This is a genomic window from Lachnobacterium bovis DSM 14045, from assembly GCF_900107245.1.
Taxonomy (GTDB): domain Bacteria; phylum Bacillota; class Clostridia; order Lachnospirales; family Lachnospiraceae; genus Roseburia; species Roseburia bovis.
In genome coordinates this window covers 41,655-63,203 of sequence record NZ_FNPG01000021.1, presented here as the reverse complement: position 1 = coordinate 63,203, position 21,549 = coordinate 41,655, and the positions used below count along the sequence as shown (strand labels likewise).

Sequence of the window (21,549 nt, the reverse complement as noted above, 5' to 3'; positions counted from 1 at the left end):
AAATGTATTAATGCTGTTTTAGAACCACAGGGTGCTCTTTGCGATTGTAACCTCGTTCTAAATAAACCGTCATGCGGTATCTAACTGATTAACAAATGAACAAAGAGACTGTGGTTGGATCCTTTCTAAAACCATCAAGTGGTAGGAAATAATAACCAATCCACAGCATCTTAAATATCATAGTCGAACCTATAGAAAAGACTATGACTTAATAGTTATAAAGACCTTGGAGAGGGTCTCTAAAAACTACTACTATATAATACGAGGAGATTTAAATATGAATTTACAAGTTTTAAAGAAAAAAGGTGTTACTCTTATTTTATTGTTTTGTGTTACAATATCTCTTGGTTCTATTGGAGTTTCTGCCAAAAGCTTAGAAGATAGTTTTAAGGGATGGGCTGATATAGTTGGTGCAGGTACTGCAAAAACCGGAGCATCATATTATCGAAAATATGCATATGCACAAACTCGTGGTTATTATAAAAAACACTATGTACGTTCAATGATTGGTAAAGGAAAAAATGACCCCGATAGCAAAAGAATTTGGAGCAATGGCAATGTAAGAGCTGAATGTCATACTGTAAAAATAATTTGCGATGGTGGACCTTGGAACTTTAAAACAGCTTATGCCTATTACGGACACTAACAAATAAACAAATTTATAAAATAATGAAAAACTAGCGGTTGATTCTATTTTGGTAGTTTCAACTGCTTTATGGAGAAAAAATGAAAGCACTCAAAAAAACAAAATATACGACAATATTATTGATATTGCTGTATTGTATTATGCCAATTATAACGATTTTAACGATACAACACATTTCTATAACTGATACACTCTCAAAAATGGAAAATGGAAGTTTTGGAATAAGTCAGACGAATTATAAAATCAAAACTAAAAACCCTGTAAATTCCATAATAAAATCCTGTAAACAACAATCTACCAACATCGCTGTTATATGTTCTAGTACAAATATAGATGAAAAAGTACGCTATATTTACTTCAACAACATATATGCAACCTTTCCTATGGAACGTGGAAGATTCTTCAAACCTTCAGATTTTACGCCTAACAACAAAGTTTGTGTTATTGGAAAAAATCTTGAAAAAAACACACAGAAAAAAAATGGAAATTTATACTATTCATATAAAGGAACCAATTATAAAGTTCTTGGAATAATTGGATATGAAAAGAAAACAATATGCGATTCATATATATACCTAAACATGACATCAGAAAAAATAGATGCTGACATTTTCACATTTGATTTTTTCAAAACTGCTTTTAGCTTTAAAGATATAGCAACTAGGCAAAGTGAACTTTTATCTAGTTTAAAATCTAACGGATTAAATCCTGAAGATTTTTCTGGTGGAACTTGCTTTTCTGAGTCAATTATGCCCAAACTTTACTCTATACGTTGGCTTTCAATGCTTGTAGTAGCGTGTTTTTTATGTATTCTTTTAACATCCATACGCTGGATTAATCAACAGAAAAATGCCGTATGCATCTGTCGAATATGCGGTGCTAGAAAAACAGATATTCTTTGCAACCTTGTTTTTCGTTATATTTGTATCACCATATTATCATTTATAATTAGTGGAACATATTGCCATATTATTTATCCTTCTTATTTTATATCTTTTTTCAAAGGATTTTTCATATGCATAGGATTCATGTTTGTTGTACTGGCAATATCCATTTTTAAACTTTTTAAATCACCATTAGAGGAGGTAATTCGTTAATTATGAAATTAATTAGTGGCTTTAAAATTCTAAACAAACACAAAGTTCAAGTTTTTTTAATGATAATTTTATCTGGATTACTTTTCTCTTTATTCGGATCAGTTTTAAATTCCAACCAAAGGCAAGAAAAGGCTAAAAAAGAATTTGATAAAACATACGGAACTGTAAAGCTATATAAAACAGGAGAAAATCTTTCTGCTGTTGATTTAGACAATTATACAGATAAAAGTGGTAAAAAAGGGTTAGAAAACATGTGTCAATTTAAACAAAAACTCTGTCAAGAAAAGGAATTTAAATTTACAACAATAGGTACCCAAATGCTAAATATTTATAACAAAAAAATCCCAAAAAAATTTTTGTATTCTTATAATTCTGAAAATCCAGATGCAACCACTGTCTCATCTTGTATAACTAAACATGATAAAAACACTATATATTCCGTTAAAAGTTTACAGATTACAGACAAATTCTTTGAAATTTTTAATATATCTATAGCAGAGGGACATCGATTCTCTAAAGATGACTTCATTGATAATGATAAGAATACAATTCCAGTTATTCTAGGAAATGATTACAAAAAATATTTTAAAATTGGCAATACTTTTGACGCCGAATACATGGGCACCAAACGTCATTATATTGTAATCGGTTTTTTACGAGATAAATCATTCTTTTATGATTCCTCTTCCTGCGAAATGTCATCTTGTAATACATATATGATTATTCCAGCAATTACACCAGCTACCAAAACATATTTTGCTAAAGAAATAGCTCTAGATCACACTAATGGAATAATAAGTTCTAAGATAGGGGCAAAGAAAACAGCAAACATTTTTGAAAAACATAAAAAGGAAACTGGATTAACTAACTATCAAATTTATGTTGCTACTGACAATAAAGATGATGAAAACATTTTAGAAACTTATTCATCTATGACAAAAGAAGTTACTAATCAGTTTAAAATAATTCTTGCAGCATTAACCCTTTTAGCATTTACGATTAATGTTAGTGTATTTTTAAATATGCTTCGTGAAAACGATGCAAATTTCTGTATCGAAAGACTTTGTGGAGCAAGACAAGTAGATATTGATTTTGAAGCTTTCGTTCCCGTATTTGTAGTTCTTTTGAACGGCAATTTACTTGGATTTTTAATACTAATCACATTTAATGAACTCACAATTTCATATTTGTATGTCCAGATTTTAATAGGATTCATACTAATAGCTACTTGTACTATAGTTCATTTTTATATGAAAAAATTACATTTACACCATTACATTGGTGGAAAAGAATAAAGTTTTGATTAAGAGGTAAAAAAGATGATTAAATTCAATAATGTTTCAGTACACTATGGCTGCGATGAAGCCGAGACTATCGCCCTAAATAATGTTTCTTTTGAAATAACAAAGGGTGAATTCGTAACCATTATCGGTAAAAGTGGAAGTGGAAAAACCACGTTATTAAATGTTCTTGGCGGTATTACAAAACCTACTACAGGAAATTACTATTTTGAAGGAAATAATATTGCAAATTATAACGATCGACAAATATCTTCATACAGAAATGAGAAAATAAGTTTTATCGTACAACATTTTGCTCTAATACAAAACTTTGACGTTATTACAAATATTTGTATTCCTTTAAAATATAGACGTAACAAAAAAATACCCAAAAAAGCGTATATATATGAAGTTATGGATAAGCTCGGTATTCTTGATTATGAATACAACTTTCCTTATGAACTATCTGGTGGAGAACAGCAACGTGTAGCAATCTGTAGAAGTATTATTTCTGACACAGATATAATTCTTGCTGACGAACCAACTGGCGCACTCGATGAAGAAAATGGTAACAATATCATCGAACTTCTAAAAGATTTAAATAAAGCTGGCAAAACAATTATCATGGTCACACACGACCTGGAACTAGCTAAAATTGGAAATCACAGAATTACGATGAAAGATGGTAAAATAGTAGCTGAAGAATTCACTACTGATTAATGTTTTTCATTATTTTATATATAATACATTGACACTTTTCTCGTTTTTTTAAAAAATTCCTTTTATATTAGTTAGAATAAATCTTTTCTATCAAAAAGACACATATAATCGCATTTCTGCAAAACATATGTGTCTATTACAAAACAAACCCTCCCGGGAATGTCAAAAGCATTTTTTTAGTTACATAAAAAGGATGTGATAGGCTCTTGTACATGCTTAGTAAAAAGCTTTACAGCCATACCTGTTAGTAAAGCAGAAATTATAGTACCTTCGCGAGTGCCAACGATTTGATAATCGAAGAAAAACAAAGACAATAAGATGGCAATAATTACACATGACACATCAAAAATCGTCTTTATTGCACCAAAATCTTTTTTTATTGTATCAGCAATAGCTTTTACAAATGCTTCGCCAGAATTTAAAATTACATTTGCTATTACTGATAATGCAATTCCAAATCCAAGAATAAAAATTCCAACAAGTAATAATGCTACCCTTACGGCGTAGTTAGGAACAGGAATATATGAAACAATTTTCATTCCGATATCTGTAAAAATTCCGAATAAAAAAGATAATGGAATCTGTAATAATTGTATTTTCTGGAAATTTTTTCTAAGAATTAAAATTTGACAAGCAATCAAAACACAATTCCAAATGACAAGCCATGTTCCAAGTGACAAAAATGAGTATTTACAACTCAAAACATTAGCAACAGAAGAGATAGGTGAAACACCGAGTTCACCATGTTTAGTAAAGGTAACTCCAATAGCTGCAAAAAATAATCCAATAATAAATAATAAATAGCGTTTAATAAGTTCATTTTTAGACATAAATTATTATTCCTCCATATAAAATTCATTTATCATTATAACATCATAATTAATAAATGCTCAAATATTTTTCATATCAAGGACACTTTCTAAAAGAGAAATCTTTTAGGAGAGTCTTTTTTGTTATGGGCATAAATATGACAGAAAGAGCGTATTACAGGCAGTAGATTACACAAATACAGAGGAAGAGATATGAAATTTATTTTTGTGGCACTTGGTGGTGCATTAGGAGCTATAGCAAGATATGCTATTAGCTCTTGATACCGGTAAGGATGACATTTCCTGTCTTAACATTAGTTACAAATATAGCTGGAGGAATATATGTGGCATTGAGTGTCGGATGTTGTGTTTTGGGAATATTAATAGGTAAAAAGTTGTCATACTTAATATAAGGAATATAAGAAAGGACAGAGAATTATATCAGTGTGTGATAAAGAATTACAATGGATAGCGAGCATTAAGGTTTAAAAAATGTTCTTAAAATTGTAAGATAATTATAAAAATGTTATAATTTTTTGTAAGGTAATATTAATTGACTTAATAATGAGCACACAGAGGTAAATATTATGAAAATTGCAATATGTGATGATGAAATGGAATTCGCTAACATAATGCAAAAGGAGTTGCACAAGTTAGAAAAACAGTTAAATGAAAAAATTGAAACTGTTTTGTTTAAAAATGGGGAGGAGTTGCTAGAAACATTTAGTATTAGTAGTTTTGATTTGTTTTTTTTCAAGGTATGTAAAAGTATTAATGTTAAAGATCGGCAGATGAGTATGTGGTCTTTATTTCTAAATTTGAAGATGATTCTGTTAATCCAGTACTATTTAAATCATTTGGAAAATTAAAAAAGGATAGAATAAAACTTGATTTGATTTTACTTATAAAAAAAGCGTATATTTTTTTGAAAGAAAATAAACAAAATTTTATTTTATTTAAAACAGATACTAAAATAGTAAGGTGTAAAAAACCAGAAATAGTCTATTGTACGGTAATAGATAGAAAAATTCAAATTTATATAAAAGATGGAAATAGATTTGATATACGATCGACTATTAAAAAAGTGATGTCAACTTTAAATGACATACATTTTTTGAAAATTAATAGCGGAACAATTGTTAATGTTGCTTTCATAAAAGGAGTTAGCAATAAGGAGGTTGTTATGGATAATGGAGATATTTTATCATTAAGTAGGTCAAATTCAAAAAATGTAAGAAATGCTGTCAAAGCTTACTGGGGATATAATGCAGATTAAGCAAAAAAATAAACAGAATACGCAAAATACCTATTAAAAAACAAAAAGAATGCTAAAATATAACTAGATTAAGTTAGAGGTATTCTGAATTCACATGAGTTTGGAATACCTCTGTAAAAAAGTTTTAGGGGGATAGTAGTTATGTTACTTAAGTATCAAGTAAAAAAAATATGGAATGATCCAGTAAAAAACTTCATTTGTTTTTTAGTTTTATTTTTCCCATGTTTGGAGATTATCTACAATTTATTTGATTTAATTTCAACTGAAAATCATGTGTTAAGGCCAGAATTTATGTGTTTTTTGGTTGGTAGTTCAACTCGTTTATCTCATGTCTTTCAAAGTATTGTCTTATGGTTTTTTCCATTATATAGTTTGTTATTAACAGCAGAAGATTGTATAGAAGAAAGAAAAACAGGAATAAGAAATATTGTGATTGCAAAAGAAGGTAAGAAAAAATATATAAAATCACATTTATATAAAAGTTTTATTTTTTCATTTTTATTGATAATGCTAATGCTACTTATAAATATGGCTTTAGTTTATATTATATTTGCAGGTGGCAAAACGCCTATGTATGATGACATGATGCTTTCATTAAGAACAGATAATTTGCTTTGGGCTTGTAAGAATGGTTTGTTAGTTAATTTCATTTATATTATTATCACGGCTGCTATTTGTGGTCTAATTTCTATGGTTGGAACAATTAGTGCAATTATGCTTGTAGATAGAAAAATAGTTTATGGAATTACTATGTTATTTTGGTTTGCGCCAACGTTTTTATCAAAATCATTACTTTATGTATTTCAACCTTTTACAGAATATTCTCTTAGCTTTGTTGCACCAACCATTATCGGTGTTTTCGTGGTTTATATATTATATATTAGTGGTTGGTATGTGAAGGAGGTATGTTTTGACAAAAAAAGTATTTAATAAAAGGGTGTTATTTGCACTTCTTTTCTGTTTGGTTTTAAATGTAATTAAGGTATATGTTGATAATAAAGGTTTCGCAGAAATGTATAGTAAAGGTTTAATGACAAAGGTTAGCTATAATGAAGACCTATTGTCTGGGGCCTATTATACTATTGTGGATTATGCAGTTTGGCAAGCAGCTGTATATTTGATTTTTATAGAGTATGTTATGAATTATAACCGTATATGTTACATGATAAGATATGTTAATCGTGATGAATATTGGAAAAGTCAGATTAAAAATGTAACAAAAGCTACAGCATGTTTTGTTTTTGTACATGAGTTAGTTAGTTTTTTTCTCACAATTCAAAAAGGTGATTATAAGATACTAATGAAGCACAATTGGATACAAGGACTATTTTTGCAGTTTGTTGCTGCAAATTTGTTTTATTTATGTACGTATCTTTTTTATGAGTTTTTAAGATCATATTTTGGAAAGAGCAAATCAAATGTGCTTATTGTAATTATATATTTTGTAGAATACGTTTTGAGCAGAAATGTTTTGGATAATTTTTGGTTTCCAGAAAATGATGTAAATATGATGACAAAGAGATGTGTGGATAACATGCCGTTACTCATGTGTTTCTTAGGAATATTTAGATTGGCGATGGAAGTATTCATAATGAGTCGAATCTTATCTTGGAAGAAGGGAAAGGAAGATTTGTTGATTTATGAAAAGGTTAATTAAAATAAATTAGGAAGGTAATGGATAGGATGTATAGATTAAAAAATGTTACAAAGGTAATAAAAAATCAGAGGGTTTTAGAAGATATAAATTACGAGTTTGAAAACGGTAAAATATATGGACTTTATGGAACAAACGGATCAGGAAAAACTATGATAATTAGAGTTTTATCTGGGTTAGTAGTTCCAACAGAAGGTGAAGTTGAAATTGATGGAAAGGTTTTGCATAAAGATATTTCTTTTCCACCAAGTGTTGGGATTATAATAGAAAATATGGAGTTACTCCCTAAATTAACAGCTAAGGAAAACTTGAAAGCTTTATCAGAAATAAAGGGGATAGCAACTGATGAGGATATAGAAAGTGCTTTAGAAAAAGTGGGGTTAGATACGAATAAACCTGTAAAAAAATATTCGTTAGGAATGCGTCAAAAATTAAATATTGCACAAGCTATATTCGAAAAACCAGAATTGATATTATTAGATGAGCCAACTAATGCATTAGATGAGAAAAGTGTTACTCGAGTATATGATGTTTTGAGAAAAGAAAAAGAACGTGGAGCTTGTATAATTATGGCAACTCATAACAAGTCAGATTTTTCAAGTATATGTGATGAAATTATAAAGGTTGATGCCGGAAGAATTGAGGGGGTTGTCAATGAAAACTAAGAGGTTTCATATAAATATAAAGACGATAGTTGGAATTTTTTGTGTGATGTGTTTATTGGCTGAGGCTTCAAACATTTTTTTGAAAAAAAATTATGCGTATAAGTTTGAAAATGATATTAAAGTATCTGAATCAGAAATTAAAACGACTAAAAAAACTAATGATGGCAAATATGTATATAAGATTTTGAAAGACAAAAAAAGCATTATATTGAAATCTTATAATTGTTTTGATGAGAAAGATGTTATTGTGCCATCAAAAATAGATGGTTATAAAGTTATCGGATTAGATGATTCAGTTTTTGCATGTCATGAAGAGATGAAAAGTATTGAAATACCTGATTCAGTTGAGAAAACTGAAATGGCTACCTTTGGAGGTTGTAATAATCTAAAGAAAATACTTTTTAAAGGTGATGTGAAACAGGTAAGTAAATGGACTTTCTTAGATTGTAAAGGCGTTGTAGTTGCAAAAAACAATTCAAATATCGAAAAATGTGCAAAAAAACAGGGCATGAAAGTAGAAATTGAAAATTAAAACTGTTTAGGAGGCCTTGTGTTAATGAAAAAAAATAAAGAAAACATTTTTTGTTACGTAATAGCTTGTATTGTTCAGACTATGTATTATTTTTTTAGGAGAAATAAAGTTTTTGTTTTTGCAAATGGGATACCCGGAGTAAAAATGGGGGAGGGTTTTCCAATTTTAGATATTTGCGCATTAGTCATGCCTGGATTGATGATGTTTTTGATTTTTTCTAATTTCTATTCTTTTCATATGGAAGAGTATGGAAGATTATTATTGGTAAGAGATTGCAATATAAGAAAAAGAATTTATAAATTATTTAAAAATATTGCAATTGAAGAGTTGATATTGATTTTGTTACACATTGCAGTTAATATGGTATTTGATATGAATTATTTTATAAGGAATTTATATCAAATAATAAAGGGAGGAGCAATTTATTATTTAGTAATGCTTGTTCTTTTGACTGTGGAATTTTTCGTGTCGACCTGGTTTGATGATAGTATTGTGATGACGAATTTAGGTTTATATCTATTCGTTTCTGTTATTACTGTGATTATTAGCGATAATAAAGTTTTAGGAATATTATTTTTTCCAGGCAGAATTTTGAGACTTTATAAAATAAATGCAGCAGATGGATTAATAGGATTTTTTGTCCCTTCGATTGTTACTGCATTACTGTTTATTGTGGTGTTATTAGAGTTGATAATTAAACGTTGTAGTAATAAAGATTATTTTTAGAAAGATATATTGTATTAAAAAAGAAGTTATAACACTGAGGTGACCCCAAAAAGTGTGATAACTTCTTTTTTTGTAATTCTATGTGGGTTTAGATATAAGTTATCACAAATAATAGGTATTAGATATTAGTAAAGTGAGAAAAAAAGTTCTATAATGAAAAAAATCAAGAAAACATATCGCAAGTAAAAAAGGGAGAATGTAAAGAATTATAAAAAAGATATGTCAAATAGTTTTGAGAGAAGAGGAGGTTTTTTATGAAAACAGTAAAAAAAGATTTTATTAAAAAGAATTTGAAGATAAAGGGGAAGGTACTTTCATGTGGAACAATTTTAGCAATGAGTCTTTTTGCATTGGGAGGTTGCGGACAAAAAGTTGGTGTTAATGCAGATACAAAGAGTTCATCAGATTCAGGTAAAGTAAAAAAAATTATTGTAGGGTCAGGAAATTCATATAATCCATACTGCTATTTAGATGATAATGGAAAAGCAGTGGGATACGAATATGAACTTTTAAAAGAAGTAGATAAGCTTCTTCCGGATTATGAATTTGAATATAAAACAATGTCATTTGATAGTTTATTATTGTCATTAGAATCTGGAAAGATTGATGTGGCCGCTCATCAATTTGAATATACAGACGAGAGGGAAAAAAAATATCTATTTGGAAAAGAGCCATATACAACTTATATTACATACATATCTGTTTTAACAAGTAATAATTCTGTGAAGTCATTAGAAGATTTAGCAGGAGAAAAAGTTAGAACAGGTGGAACAACAAGTGCTTCTACGACGATAGTGAAAAACTATAATGATAAACATCCTGACAAAGCAGTAGAAATAGTAAGTAGCTCTAATTCCACAGATGAAGAAGTTGTAGCTGCATTAAAGAGTGGAGCAGCAAAGGCAACTGTTTTAACAAAACGTGATGTAGAAAAATACAATAAGAATTATGGAAAAGGAAAAGATTTTCTTAAAGTAGTTGGAAAACCTATTAATAATTCGAAAACATATTATGTATATAGGAAGGATGAAACTAAATTGCAAAAGAAGATAGATAGTGCATTAAAGAAATTAAAGGAGAACGGTAAATTAAAAGAATTATCAATCAAATATCTTGGTGGCGATTATACAGAAAGTGAGTAAGGTGTATGAATGAGTATTTTGATTCTGAGCGATTTATAGAAGATATACCAAAAATACTTCCACAATTAAGTGTAACTTTTTCTATAGTGGGAATTTCAATTTTTCTAGGAACCATCTTGGGTATTATTGTTGCAGTATTGAGGATAAAAAATATTCCGATACTGCATCAAATATTAGGAATATATATATCTTTTATGAGAGGAACTCCACTTTTAGTTCAAATGATGATAGCATTTTATGGTATTCCACTATTGATATGGAATTTGTTTCAAATAAATATAAATGATTGGTCACCGGTTGTGTTTGTAGATATTGCGTTTATATTAAATGAAGGTGCATTTTTAGGAGAAATATTTAGAAGTTCTATTCTTGCTGTAGATTCTATTCAGACAGAGGCAGGATATTCCATAGGAATGACGAAAACACAAACTTTTCTACGCATTGTGTTACCGCAAAGTATAAGAATGATTTTACCATCATATGGGGTTGATATAATAGGGGTTTTTCAAAACACATCATTGGTGTTTACAGTTGGCGGAGTCCTCGATATTATGGGAAGAGCAAAGACAATAGGCACTGCAACAGGTCATACACTTGAAGCATATTTGGTAGTTGCCTTTACATTTGTAATAATTAGTTTGATTTTAAGATTTGTTTTTTATTTAATTAATGAGAAAATTCGTTATGAGAGTAAAATCAAAGTTGATAAAAGGAAAAAGCACATAGAAAATTTATAATAGAAAGAAGGTGGTTAAGTGGCATTCGATTTGGAAAATTTTTTAAAGTCGTTACAAGAGGCAATTAATTATCTACCTGTAACAATTAAATTAACTGTTGTTACATTTGTTTTTAGTCTAATTATAGGTAGTGTAATTGCAATTATTAGAAATTATAACATACCATTACTATCTGAGTTTTTTGCTTTTTTTGTTACAGTATATAACGGCTTGCCACTCATGGTTGCTCTAGTTATTTATAATTTGTTGTATATGAACTATTATAGTAGAATTGCTTCCTTTTTTCATATTTCAAAGGCAATAAGTGATATTAGTCCAATTTATGTAGGGTATTTTGCATTAATAATGAGTTCAAGTTGTATTTATTCAGAAACAATAAGAGGTGCTTTAAAATCTATAGATAAATTACAATATGAAGCGGGTTACTCAATTGGTTTAAATAAGTTTCAAACATTAAGAAGGATTATAATACCACAATTAATACCTGTAGCATTACCAGGATTAACAAACAATTTGGTTGGAACGATAAAAGGATCTAATCTTGTTTCTGCAATAGGTATTTTAGAGGTAATGGGAGGAGCAATCACACCATGTGCAATATCATATAGTTATTTAGAAGGTTATCTTGCGGCGGCAGTTGTATATTGGGGATTTTCCGCTGCACTCGAATTTTTAATAAAAAGAGGTGAGCATTATGGTACAAGATATAGGAGGAGTTTGGCATGATAGAAATAACAAATCTAAAAAAATCATTTGGTAAGCATGAAGTTTTAAAAGATGTTTCGTTAAAAATAAAAAAAGGTGAAGTAGTGACAATTATTGGACCTAGTGGTTCCGGAAAAACAACTTTTTTAAGATGTATTAATTTCTTGGAGAAGGCTGATGATGGTAAACTTACAATAGGAGATATTAGCGTTGATTTAAAAAAAACGAAAAAGAAAGAGATACTAAACGTTAGACGAAAAACTGCGTTTGTTTTTCAAAACTATGGATTGTTTTCGCATAAAACTGCTATTCAAAATGTAATGGAAGGATTAGTAGTTGTAAAGAAAATACCTAGAGATGAAGCTAAAAGAATCGGAGAAAATGTATTAGACTGGGTTGGTTTATTAGATAAAAAGGATTATTATCCAAGTCAATTATCAGGTGGACAGCAGCAAAGAGTTGGAATAGCAAGAGCAGTGGCATTAGATCCAGAAGTAATATTATTTGATGAACCAACATCAGCGTTAGATCCAGAATTGGTTGGAGAGACATTAGATGTAATTAAAAAAGTAGCAAAAAAGGGAATTACGATGGTTGTAGTAACTCATGAGATGGCTTTTGCAGAAGAGGTCTCGAATAAAGTTATATTCATGGACGGAGGAAAAGTCGTGGAAGAGGGTACACCAAAAGAAATTTTTATGAGACCAAAAGAAGAAAGGACAAAAGAATTCTTATCAAGATTTATAACAAAAGACATGTATTATATATAGATTATAGATGAATTATATATGGGAAAACACGTTGGATATGTTTCGGAAAAGTATAATGACATCAGAGATTAATTTTTAAAGAGCGGAGAAAAATGCTCCGCCCGGATTCTATGGTCATATTTTTTTATTATTTTATGAGTTTTTCGTTTATTATCTTTCCATCTTTCATTTCGATTTTGTGATTTCCAAGTTTGGCTAATTCCAAGTCATGTGTAACCATAATGATTGTTTTTCCAGATTCGTTTAATTCTTTCAAAAGATTAATAATATTATTACCATTTTCTTCGTCAAGTGAGCCTGTTGGTTCGTCGGCTAGAATAATGTCAGTATCAGCAATTATGCTTCGTCAGTACCGTAGTGTACTGAAATGTTATTGAGTTTAATCATTATTTTTACCTCTTATTAAAAAAATATTATTCTTTTCCACCAATATAGTGGACTAACTGAATTTTTTTCATATAAAAATGAACAATAGTGCAAGTGAATATTAAAATAATTCCAATCAAAAACTGGACATACAAGTAGGATATTGTAAGTTCGTTAAATGTTATTAGAATTAAAAAGCCAAGTAAATCGGCACTTAAAAGAACCAAAAATACTGGAATAAAGGCTTCAAGGTCAATATCGATTTGCCGTGCACCACAAAGTCTTTCTATGCAGAAATTTGCATCGTTTTCACGAAGCATATTTAAAAATACACTAACATTAATTATAAAAGCTAAAAGTATCAGAGTAAAAAGAATTATTTTAAATTGATTTGCAACTTCATTTGTCATAGAAGAGTATGTTTCTAAAATATTGTCACTGTCTGATTTTTCAGTAATTACGTTAATGGGATAGTTGGAAAGGCCAGTTGCTTTTTTATAATTATAAGTGTAATCATCACTGGAGAAAGAACGCCCATTCGCCAATGAAATATTAAAGATTTCAAAGAATTTACCAGAAACCTGTAAACTTTTAACGGAATAGATGGTATTTTTTCCTTTTTTATATATACATTCAGAGTTATTGTTTTTATCTGAATAGTCATCAGAATAACTATATAAAAACTTTTGCGGGATTTTTTTTGTTTATTATTAGAGTTTAAGACTGATCCAAACAAAGAAAAAAGCAATCCTGATAAAATAATCTTTAAAAATGCTTGCATTTTGTGTTTGTTTAAAATTTTGAAGCCACTAATTAATTTCATGATTAACGAATTACCTCATCTAATGGTGATCTGAAAAGTTTAAAAATGGATATTGCTAGTACAATAAACATAAATCCGATACATATGAATCACAAACTGTTTTCTTTTCATATCCGATTATTCCAAGAACTTTATATTTTGTTCCTTTGTATGAATAGTATAAATTTCCATCTTTGAAAGAGTATCAGTGATAGAAATGTGTTGTATCATTAAAATAGTGATAATCGGCATGATACTGTATAACAATATTAACAAGATTGTTGTGTAATTAATTTTTTTTAGTAGTTTCATTTTTTCTCCAAGAGACAACTGAGACTATATGAAGAATCAGTTGTCTGTGATTTGATTTTATATGGTTTTATTAATAGTTATACAATAATAATAATAACTGTCAAGCGTTTTATTAAATTTATTTGACGTAACAGGAAAAATAAGGTTTAATATAATATATAGATTGTATAATTGTATGTAATCTATAAAGAGGATATAATTAAATATAAAATAAGAACTAGAATAATCAAATAATCTTATGAAGGTGAATATTATATATGAGTAGGGATGGGTAAATATATGTTATAACGGAGAGAATATATGATATTAGAATTACTACAGAAATTAGATGATGTAATGTATTATCCAATTTTGATTATTGTTATGGCGATAGCAGGATTATACTTTACAATTAAAACAAGATTTGTTCAGATTAGACATTTAAAAGATGCCTTTAAATTAGTAATGGAAAAGCCACAGGATAAGTCACAAGTCTCATCATTTCAGGCACTTATGGTTTCGACTGCATCGAGAGTAGGTACAGGAAATATTGTCGGCGTATCAACAGCAATTTGTTTAGGAGGCGCGGGTTCAATTTTCTGGATGTGGGTTATGTGTATTATAGGTGCATCTTCTGCATTCGTAGAAAGCACTTTGGCGCAGATTTATAAACAAAAAGAAGAAGATGGTAATAGTTATGGTGGACCAGCTTATTATATTGAACAGGCATTAAAAGCTCCTTGGTTATCAGTAGTATTTTGTGTTTGCTTAATAGTTACATACGCGGTCGGATTTAATTTATTGTGTTCTTATAATTTACAATCAACATTTGAAACATATAGTTTTTATAATAAAAATATTACACCATATGTAGTCGGAGTGATTATTACATTATTAGTTGGATTTTGTGCCATGGGTGGCGGTAAAAAAATCATTAAATTTACAGAAATATTAGTGCCTATTATGGGTGTTTGTTATGTTTTAGTATCTTTAATTGTAATAATTTTTAACATAAAAAATGTACCTACAATGTTTATAACTATCTTAGAAGATGCATTTGATTTTAAATCAATTCTAGGTGGCGTCGCTGGTTCGTGTTTAATATATGGTGTAAAGAGAGGATTGTATTCGAATGAAGCAGGTGTTGGTTCTGCACCAAATGCATCAGCATCGGCGAATGTAAGTCATCCTGTAAAACAGGGATTGGTTCAAACAGTTTCAGTATATATTGATACAATGCTTCTATGCACAGCAACTGGTTTGATGTGTTTGAGTTCAGGAGTAAAAGCTTCAGAAAAGGTTGCAGGAATGCCTTATGTACAAAATGCAATTAGTACTGTTTTTGGAAAATTCGGTCCTATTTTTATAACAGGAGCAATGATTCTATTTGCGATAACAACACTTTTAGGAAATTTATATTATGTTGAAAATGCAGTAATATACCTTAATGGTAAAAAAAGACCAAGTGAAAGATTTTTCAAAATCTTTAGACTTATTTGTGTTATTATAATTTTCTTTGGATCAATAGTTTCAATGGATGTAGCTTGGGCTGCAGCAGATATAACAATGGGCTTTATGACGTTGATAAACTTACCATGTTGTGTTGCATTATTTAAAGTAGTCAATTTGGCATTAAAAGATTATGAACGACAGTTAAAAGAAAACAAAAATCCAGAATTTAAAGGTGTAGATATTGGGCTTGATGATAAAGATATTAGTTTTTGGAAATAATCAAGAGGTTAGAAGTTATAAGGAGAAGATATGGTTAGAGAAATTGTAAGAGATCAAATGTTTTTGAGACAAAAATCAGAGCCAGCAACGATTAAAGACAAACAAGTTGTAATGGATTTGATAGATACTTTGCGCGCTAACCAGGATAGATGCGTGGGAATGGCTGCAAATATGATTGGAGTAAAAAAACAAATAATTGTTGTTATGGTTGGTCCTTTTATTTTTCCAATGATAAATCCTAAAATTATAAGAAAAACCGGAAAATATGAGACAGAGGAAAGTTGTCTATCATTAGATGGCGTAAGACCGTGTACAAGATACAAAGAGATAGAAGTCGAATATTTAGATAGCGATTTCAAATTAAAACGTGGTACATATACAGATTTTACGGCGCAAATTATTCAACATGAAATTCAACATTTTTCAGGGGATTTGATATAATAGAGCGAATGATAAAATATACAGAGAATTTGACTTAAAGGAGAGAACTAGTGATTATTTTGAAATTTATTAAATTGATTTTAACCCCAGTTGTTTGGGTAATCCAATTACTTTTATCAATATTGGCATTTTTGATAGAATTAGTTGGTGTTATGTTAGAGATTATTTTTGCTATCGCAGGTACAATTGGTGTGGTAGCAGCAGTATATGGAATTTACACTCAAAGTATAGATCCTGTAAAAACTATTGCATTGTTAGTTGTTTCGTTGATTCTTGCATCAATAACTATTTGTTTGCACAGATGGGGAGCAGCAGGTATACATTCTTTAAAAAGAGCTATCTCAAATGTATTTTAAATTATATAAATAAAAACACATTAAGGACGTGTTACCAAATATTTTATATAAAAATTCAAACCTTGCAGAGAGTATGTAGGGTTTGGATTTTTTTTTATTGCTCTTTAATGTATGTAGAGATATAATAGGAATGAAATAAGTTAGTTTTAACTAACGGAAGAGACATAAGGAGGCGGGATAATGAGCTTAGGAGCCAAAATAATAAATTGCGGAATAAAATTATCAGGAATAAAGAAAAAGTATTTACTGCCAGAGGATGAGTTTTTAAATGAGATTAAAAAGATGAATAAAAATAGAGGATTTTATTTGCCGAAGGATAAAAAAGCGTTTTACAAGGAACATGAAGTGATGGGAAATAAGTGTTTGATAGTACAAAGCAGTGAAAAATTATCTCAAAGAGCAATTTTATATTTTTTTGGAGGTGGGATGATATTAGGCCCAGATAAGGGTGATGTTAGTGTTATTTTGAAACTTATGAAAAAAACAGGATGTGATATATGGTTTCCGATGTATCCATTGTGTACAAAAAGTTCTATAATGGATTCTTTTGAAATGGTATATGAATGCTATAGACAGATGATTGATTTATATGGAGGCGGAAATGTAAGTACATGTGGATTTTCCTCAGGAGGCGCATTAGCAATAGGAGTAGCAACATATAATAACACAAGAAAGAATAAACTTCCTATGCCTCGTCATATTGTTGCGGTTTCACCGGGTGAAGTTCCATGGAAAGATGAAGAGAAAGCAGCAATGAAAAAGAACAATAGAAAAGATATGATGGTAGATTATTCTTTCATGGAGAAAGTAGAGAAATTGGAAAGGCATGGAAGGAATGATGTTCCTGATTATATGATTCATATCTCTAAAGGGGATTTATCCGGAGTTGATAATATTCATTTCGTATATAGTACAGATGAAGTTTTATACGGTGCAAAGCAATGCTTTATTGATGCCTGTAAAAAATATAATGTCAAATATTCTGTGCGTGAACGAGCAGGAATGTTTCATTGCTATGCAATGTTGCCATATTTTAAGGAGGCAAAAGAGGATTTTGAAGAAATAGCTCAGATTTTATCTGAATAGAGAATAAAAGTTTATAGAAAGAATAAATAAAGAAAAATAAGAGAGTATATAAAAAGAAGGAAGGAGGCAAGTATGATGTGTCCATAGTTAACACATCATACAAAAGATATGCTGAAAATGTGGGAAATTATTTTGATTCCTTTTATTGGAACAAGCTTAGGTGCAGCAAGTGTATTTTTATTCAAAAAAAAGATGGGTGATAAAGTTCAAAAATCTTTTACGGGTTTTGCATCAGGAGTCATGGTTGCAGCGTCTTTTTTTAGTTTAATTATACCAGCATTAGAACAAGTAAAAGATATGGGAAAATTAAGATTTATACCTGTTTCGATTGGCTTTTCAATAGGAATGCTTTTTTTATTGTTACTTGATGTTTTAACACCTCATATGCATTTTAATAATTGTGAAGAGGGAGTAAAAAGCGGATTAAAAAGAACTACAAAACTGGTATTGGCAGTTACACTTCATAATATTCCTGAAGGAATGGCAGTTGGAATAGTAGTGGCTGGTTGGATGTATGGTAATTCTTCTATTACTTTTGCAGGAGCAATGGCTTTATCAATAGGAATTGCAATTCAAAATTTTCCAGAAGGAGCAATTGTGTCGGTGCCTTTATTAGGCGAAGGACTTCCAAAAAATAGGACGTTTTTGTACGGAGTATTATCAGGAATTGTAGAACCAATTGGAGCAATTTTTATTATTTGTGCTTCGCGTCTGTTGATCCCAACGATGCCATATTTACTAAGTTTTGCAGCAGGTGCAATGATTTATGTCGTTGTGGAAGAATTAATACCCGAAATGTCAGAAGGAAAACATTCAAATATTGGAACGCTTTCTTTTGCAGTTGGATTTATTCTAATGTTGTCACTTGATGTTGGACTTGGGTGAGTCGTAGGATTAAAAAATAACAAAAGATGAAAGTAATGTTTATATATTAGTTACAGGGATTTTTGAAAAAGTTAATAGTTAAAGTCTTTAATTGTTTTTTTCGAAGTCGATAAATAATTAGTAGTATTATATATTTTTGGTCGAATATTATTTTTTCGGAGGAAAATTATGAAGAAAAAAACTTTTCTTTTTTCAAGTATTAAAACAAAGCTGACTTTAGCTATGTTTGCGGTTGCAGCAATCCCATTGATTGTGGCTATTTCTTTAACGTACTATACGACCACAAAAAATACGGAAGCAACGACAAAAGATACATTAGACTGGTCGGCGTGGTATCTTCAGGCAAGTATAAATAATCTTTTTGAAAAAACTAAAACATCGCTTTCTACTTTAGCAATATCTGATAGTGTTATTGACTTTCTAACGACAGGAGGCTCAGAAGAAGAAGCTAAAAGAGAGTTGATTGAAACAAATAAACAATTTGATGACGAAAACCAAATTGTTCTTTCTAATATCAAAGGTATGATGGTACTTCGTTCTGATGATAGCAAATTTGCAGATATTCATGATCGTGACTATTGGATAGGTGCATCAAAAGGTGAGGCAACTTGTTCGGGCGTAATCGTAAGTAAATCAACTAATTCAAGAATTCTTTGTTATGCGGTTCCAGTTTTTCAAAAAGGGAGCAAAAATGTAATAGGTGTATTACATCGTAGTTATGACTTGAACCAAATTCATAAGATTCTTAAAGAAGACGGAGGAGAGTCTTTTGTTGTAGATAACACAGGTATTTTGGCTGCGCATTCTCAATATGAGATTTCCGTAAAAGATGATCCGGTTGATTTTAGCAAATCTCCATATATGACTTCCAATAAACAAAATGATGTTTATGAGAGTTATGCTGTAGGTAAGCACACTATAGTTGCATATGTTAAGGAGCCTTTAACAAATTATACAGTTGCGATGGCAACTTCGTATGATACTGTAAAAAAGAGCGCAAGAGAATCAGCTTTTTTAAATATAGTTATAGGAGCAGTTCTTTTGATAATAGGATCAGTTTTTGCATTCTTCCTGGCAGTAACATTCATTAAACCAATATCAGAAGTAAATGTTACATTATCAGAATTATCAAATGGTAAGTTTAGGCATATTAAGAAGTATACAACGCGTGTGGATGAGTTTGGACATATTGTAAGAAATACAAATTCATTGATTGACAAGTTGTCATCAATTGTTAGCAATATTAAAAATTCATCTGGTACAGTTGGAAATTCTTCGGAAAAACTTTCAAATATGGCTAATCAGATTGCAACTACAACTGAAAATGTAGCACTTGCTGTACAACAGATTGCATCTGGTGCAGCTCAACAGGCTGATGACATTCAATCGTCAGCAGAGAGTTCAAAAGATATAATGGAAGCGGTTGAAAGTGTTCAAAATTCAACAAATGATATGTCAGCTCTTGCAGAAAAAATGAAAAATGCATCAGAAATTTCAAGTAGTTCACTAGCAATACTTCAGAAAACGAGTACGGAGATGACGGATAAGATAGAAGAAATTTCAAAGAGAATTTCTTCAACGCAACAGGCGGTAGCAAACATAAACGAGCGAGTAGAAGGAATAACAGGAATAGCTGCCCAGACAAATCTACTTTCGTTGAATGCTTCTATAGAGGCAGCACGTGCAGGTGATGCAGGACGTGGGTTTGCAGTAGTTGCTGACGAGATTAGAAAGCTTGCAGATGATTCTAAGAGTCTTGCTTCCGAAATTAGAGTTTTAATGGATGAACTTTTAGTTGAAGCAAATCAGGCTGTAGAAGTGGCAGAGCAGGTTAAGGAAGGAAATGTTGACCAACAAAAGGCTTTAAGTGAAACTTTTGATGCTGTGGATGGAATGATAGGTGATATTGAAGAAACTGTAAACAGCGTTTCAGAGATTAAAGGTGAGGCTGATACCTGTGTTACATCAAATACAGTAGTATTGAATGCAATGACTTCGTTATCGGCTATTTCAGAAGAAAATGCAGCATCATCAGAAACTACAGGAGCATCACTAGAAGAATTATCAGTGACAGTATCTACGTTGGCAGATTCAGCGATTGAACTTAATTCCATTGCCGAGAAGCTGAATGATGAAATGCAGTTCTTTAAGGAGTAAAACATGTCACTAAGAAAAAATATTAAATAGAAATATTTATAATAGTAAAAACTTATAAAATTAGGTCAAATAAATAACGTGTTAATAAGAATCGGAAAAGTTGAAATGTAAGGAGTCCAAGAAGTAGTTTTTGGAAGCAGTGCAGGGTCAGCTTTTCTGGTTCTTTTTTATAGAACAAAGAAATAAAAAGTAGTATAATAAAAATGTTTAGATAAAAAAATAGAGTAAGAGTAGTGAAAATAAAAAAAGGTAGGAGAAAACATAAAAATGAATTTTGAATATGAAAACAAAAAAGTAACATTACGTCCGCACCATGGAATGTGTTTTGAATTTTATGAAGGAAAAGGATATAGCGAAGATTTTACAGACCATATGGGAATCATTATTAGAGAATTAGAAAACAATCCAAATCAAATTGTAACTGTAAAGGCAAAAACAGATATTGTATGTAGTCACTGTCCAAGTAATAGAAATGGTTGTTGCGAAAGCCAGGGTAAAGTTACAAAATATGATAAGGCAGTATTACAACTCTGTAAAATTAAAGAAGGTGAGACTATGACATATAGTGATTTTAGAAAAAAAGTAAAAGAGAAAATTTTGAATAAAGGGCTTAGAAATCAAGTATGTGGTGATTGTCATTGGAATTATATATGCGGCAGAGAGTAAAAAAATATA

24 protein-coding genes are annotated in these 21,549 nt (G+C 30.1%); 22 read left to right on the top strand and 2 right to left on the bottom strand.

Annotated features, from left to right (window positions below):
• Positions 1-277 precede the first annotated feature (277 nt).
• From BLV79_RS08945 to BLV79_RS08930, 4 genes are all read left to right on the top strand, one after another.
• Positions 278-646: a hypothetical protein gene (locus BLV79_RS08945; protein WP_074718241.1), complete on the top strand. Its 369-nt coding sequence runs from the start codon at positions 278-280 to the stop codon at positions 644-646.
• A gap of 200 nt (positions 647-846) precedes the next feature.
• Positions 847-1,743: an ABC transporter permease gene (locus tag BLV79_RS08940; RefSeq protein WP_143470240.1), complete on the top strand. Its 897-nt coding sequence runs from the start codon at positions 847-849 to the stop codon at positions 1,741-1,743.
• Positions 1,744-1,745: 2 nt separating this feature from the next.
• Complete coding sequence (locus tag BLV79_RS08935) at positions 1,746-3,038, top strand: hypothetical protein (protein WP_074718239.1); 1,293 nt, start codon at positions 1,746-1,748, stop codon at positions 3,036-3,038.
• A 24-nt stretch (positions 3,039-3,062) separates the two neighbouring features.
• Complete coding sequence (locus BLV79_RS08930; protein WP_074718237.1) at positions 3,063-3,743, top strand: ABC transporter ATP-binding protein; 681 nt, start codon at positions 3,063-3,065, stop codon at positions 3,741-3,743.
• Between the two features lie 176 nt (positions 3,744-3,919).
• Here BLV79_RS08930 and BLV79_RS08925 read toward each other — a convergent pair whose 3' ends face one another.
• Positions 3,920-4,573 (bottom strand): YczE/YyaS/YitT family protein, encoded by a 654-nt coding sequence (locus tag BLV79_RS08925; RefSeq protein ID WP_074718235.1) that lies wholly within the window; start codon positions 4,571-4,573, stop codon positions 3,920-3,922.
• A 566-nt stretch (positions 4,574-5,139) separates the two neighbouring features.
• Between BLV79_RS08925 and BLV79_RS12945 the strand changes: the two genes are divergently transcribed.
• The 11 genes from BLV79_RS12945 to BLV79_RS08870 all read left to right on the top strand — a co-directional run bounded on the left by BLV79_RS12945 (position 5,140) and on the right by BLV79_RS08870 (position 12,759).
• Positions 5,140-5,421, top strand: coding sequence for a hypothetical protein (locus tag BLV79_RS12945; RefSeq protein WP_074718233.1), 282 nt, complete (start codon positions 5,140-5,142; stop codon positions 5,419-5,421).
• A gap of 56 nt (positions 5,422-5,477) precedes the next feature.
• Positions 5,478-5,828 (top strand): LytR/AlgR family response regulator transcription factor, encoded by a 351-nt coding sequence (locus BLV79_RS08915; RefSeq protein ID WP_207645671.1) that lies wholly within the window; start codon positions 5,478-5,480, stop codon positions 5,826-5,828.
• 141 nt (positions 5,829-5,969) lie between these two features.
• A complete protein-coding gene (locus BLV79_RS08910; RefSeq protein WP_074718229.1) occupies positions 5,970-6,758 on the top strand; it encodes a DUF2705 family protein in 789 nt (262 codons plus the stop codon).
• Entirely contained in the window at positions 6,739-7,485 is a 747-nt protein-coding gene (locus tag BLV79_RS08905) for a WxPxxD family membrane protein (RefSeq protein WP_022748208.1), read from the top strand. The genes BLV79_RS08910 and BLV79_RS08905 overlap by 20 nt, the downstream gene beginning before the upstream one ends.
• 17 nt (positions 7,486-7,502) lie before the next feature.
• Entirely contained in the window at positions 7,503-8,147 is a 645-nt protein-coding gene (locus BLV79_RS08900; RefSeq protein ID WP_330389976.1) for an ABC transporter ATP-binding protein, read from the top strand.
• Positions 8,137-8,679: a leucine-rich repeat protein gene (locus tag BLV79_RS08895; protein WP_074718225.1), complete on the top strand. Its 543-nt coding sequence runs from the start codon at positions 8,137-8,139 to the stop codon at positions 8,677-8,679. The genes BLV79_RS08900 and BLV79_RS08895 overlap by 11 nt, the downstream gene beginning before the upstream one ends.
• Before the next feature lie 24 nt (positions 8,680-8,703).
• On the top strand, positions 8,704-9,405 hold the full coding sequence (locus BLV79_RS08890) for a DUF2705 family protein (protein ID WP_027422311.1): 702 nt from the start codon (positions 8,704-8,706) through the stop codon (positions 9,403-9,405).
• A 254-nt stretch (positions 9,406-9,659) separates the two neighbouring features.
• Positions 9,660-10,547, top strand: coding sequence for a transporter substrate-binding domain-containing protein (locus BLV79_RS08885; RefSeq protein WP_083354521.1), 888 nt, complete (start codon positions 9,660-9,662; stop codon positions 10,545-10,547).
• Positions 10,548-10,552: 5 nt separating this feature from the next.
• Positions 10,553-11,284: an amino acid ABC transporter permease gene (locus BLV79_RS08880; protein WP_074718223.1), complete on the top strand. Its 732-nt coding sequence runs from the start codon at positions 10,553-10,555 to the stop codon at positions 11,282-11,284.
• A gap of 18 nt (positions 11,285-11,302) precedes the next feature.
• A complete protein-coding gene (locus BLV79_RS08875; RefSeq protein ID WP_074718221.1) occupies positions 11,303-12,010 on the top strand; it encodes an amino acid ABC transporter permease in 708 nt (235 codons plus the stop codon).
• Positions 12,007-12,759: an amino acid ABC transporter ATP-binding protein gene (locus BLV79_RS08870; RefSeq protein WP_074718219.1), complete on the top strand. Its 753-nt coding sequence runs from the start codon at positions 12,007-12,009 to the stop codon at positions 12,757-12,759. Before BLV79_RS08875 ends, BLV79_RS08870 begins: the two co-directional genes overlap by 4 nt.
• A 413-nt stretch (positions 12,760-13,172) precedes the next feature.
• On the opposite strand, the gene BLV79_RS08865 is transcribed toward BLV79_RS08870, so the two are convergent.
• The gene (locus tag BLV79_RS08865; protein WP_143470239.1) at positions 13,173-13,670 is read right to left on the bottom strand and encodes a hypothetical protein; all 498 of its coding nucleotides are present in this window, start codon (positions 13,668-13,670) and stop codon (positions 13,173-13,175) included.
• A gap of 869 nt (positions 13,671-14,539) precedes the next feature.
• Between BLV79_RS08865 and BLV79_RS08855 the strand changes: the two genes are divergently transcribed.
• The 7 genes from BLV79_RS08855 to BLV79_RS08825 all read left to right on the top strand — a co-directional run bounded on the left by BLV79_RS08855 (position 14,540) and on the right by BLV79_RS08825 (position 21,540).
• Positions 14,540-15,949, top strand: coding sequence for an alanine/glycine:cation symporter family protein (locus BLV79_RS08855; protein ID WP_173335617.1), 1,410 nt, complete (start codon positions 14,540-14,542; stop codon positions 15,947-15,949).
• 30 nt (positions 15,950-15,979) lie between these two features.
• A complete protein-coding gene (locus BLV79_RS08850; protein WP_074718213.1) occupies positions 15,980-16,390 on the top strand; it encodes a peptide deformylase in 411 nt (136 codons plus the stop codon).
• Positions 16,391-16,440: 50 nt separating this feature from the next.
• Positions 16,441-16,746, top strand: a complete 306-nt coding sequence (locus BLV79_RS08845) for a hypothetical protein (RefSeq protein ID WP_074718211.1) — start codon at positions 16,441-16,443, stop codon at positions 16,744-16,746.
• Positions 16,747-16,926: 180 nt separating this feature from the next.
• Positions 16,927-17,832: an alpha/beta hydrolase gene (locus BLV79_RS08840; RefSeq protein WP_083354520.1), complete on the top strand. Its 906-nt coding sequence runs from the start codon at positions 16,927-16,929 to the stop codon at positions 17,830-17,832.
• A 117-nt stretch (positions 17,833-17,949) separates the two neighbouring features.
• Positions 17,950-18,717 (top strand): ZIP family metal transporter, encoded by a 768-nt coding sequence (locus tag BLV79_RS08835; RefSeq protein ID WP_074718209.1) that lies wholly within the window; start codon positions 17,950-17,952, stop codon positions 18,715-18,717.
• A gap of 168 nt (positions 18,718-18,885) precedes the next feature.
• Positions 18,886-20,874 (top strand): methyl-accepting chemotaxis protein, encoded by a 1,989-nt coding sequence (locus BLV79_RS08830; protein ID WP_074718207.1) that lies wholly within the window; start codon positions 18,886-18,888, stop codon positions 20,872-20,874.
• Between the two features lie 267 nt (positions 20,875-21,141).
• Positions 21,142-21,540, top strand: a complete 399-nt coding sequence (locus BLV79_RS08825; RefSeq protein WP_074718205.1) for a DUF1284 domain-containing protein — start codon at positions 21,142-21,144, stop codon at positions 21,538-21,540.
• Positions 21,541-21,549: the final 9 nt, after the last annotated feature.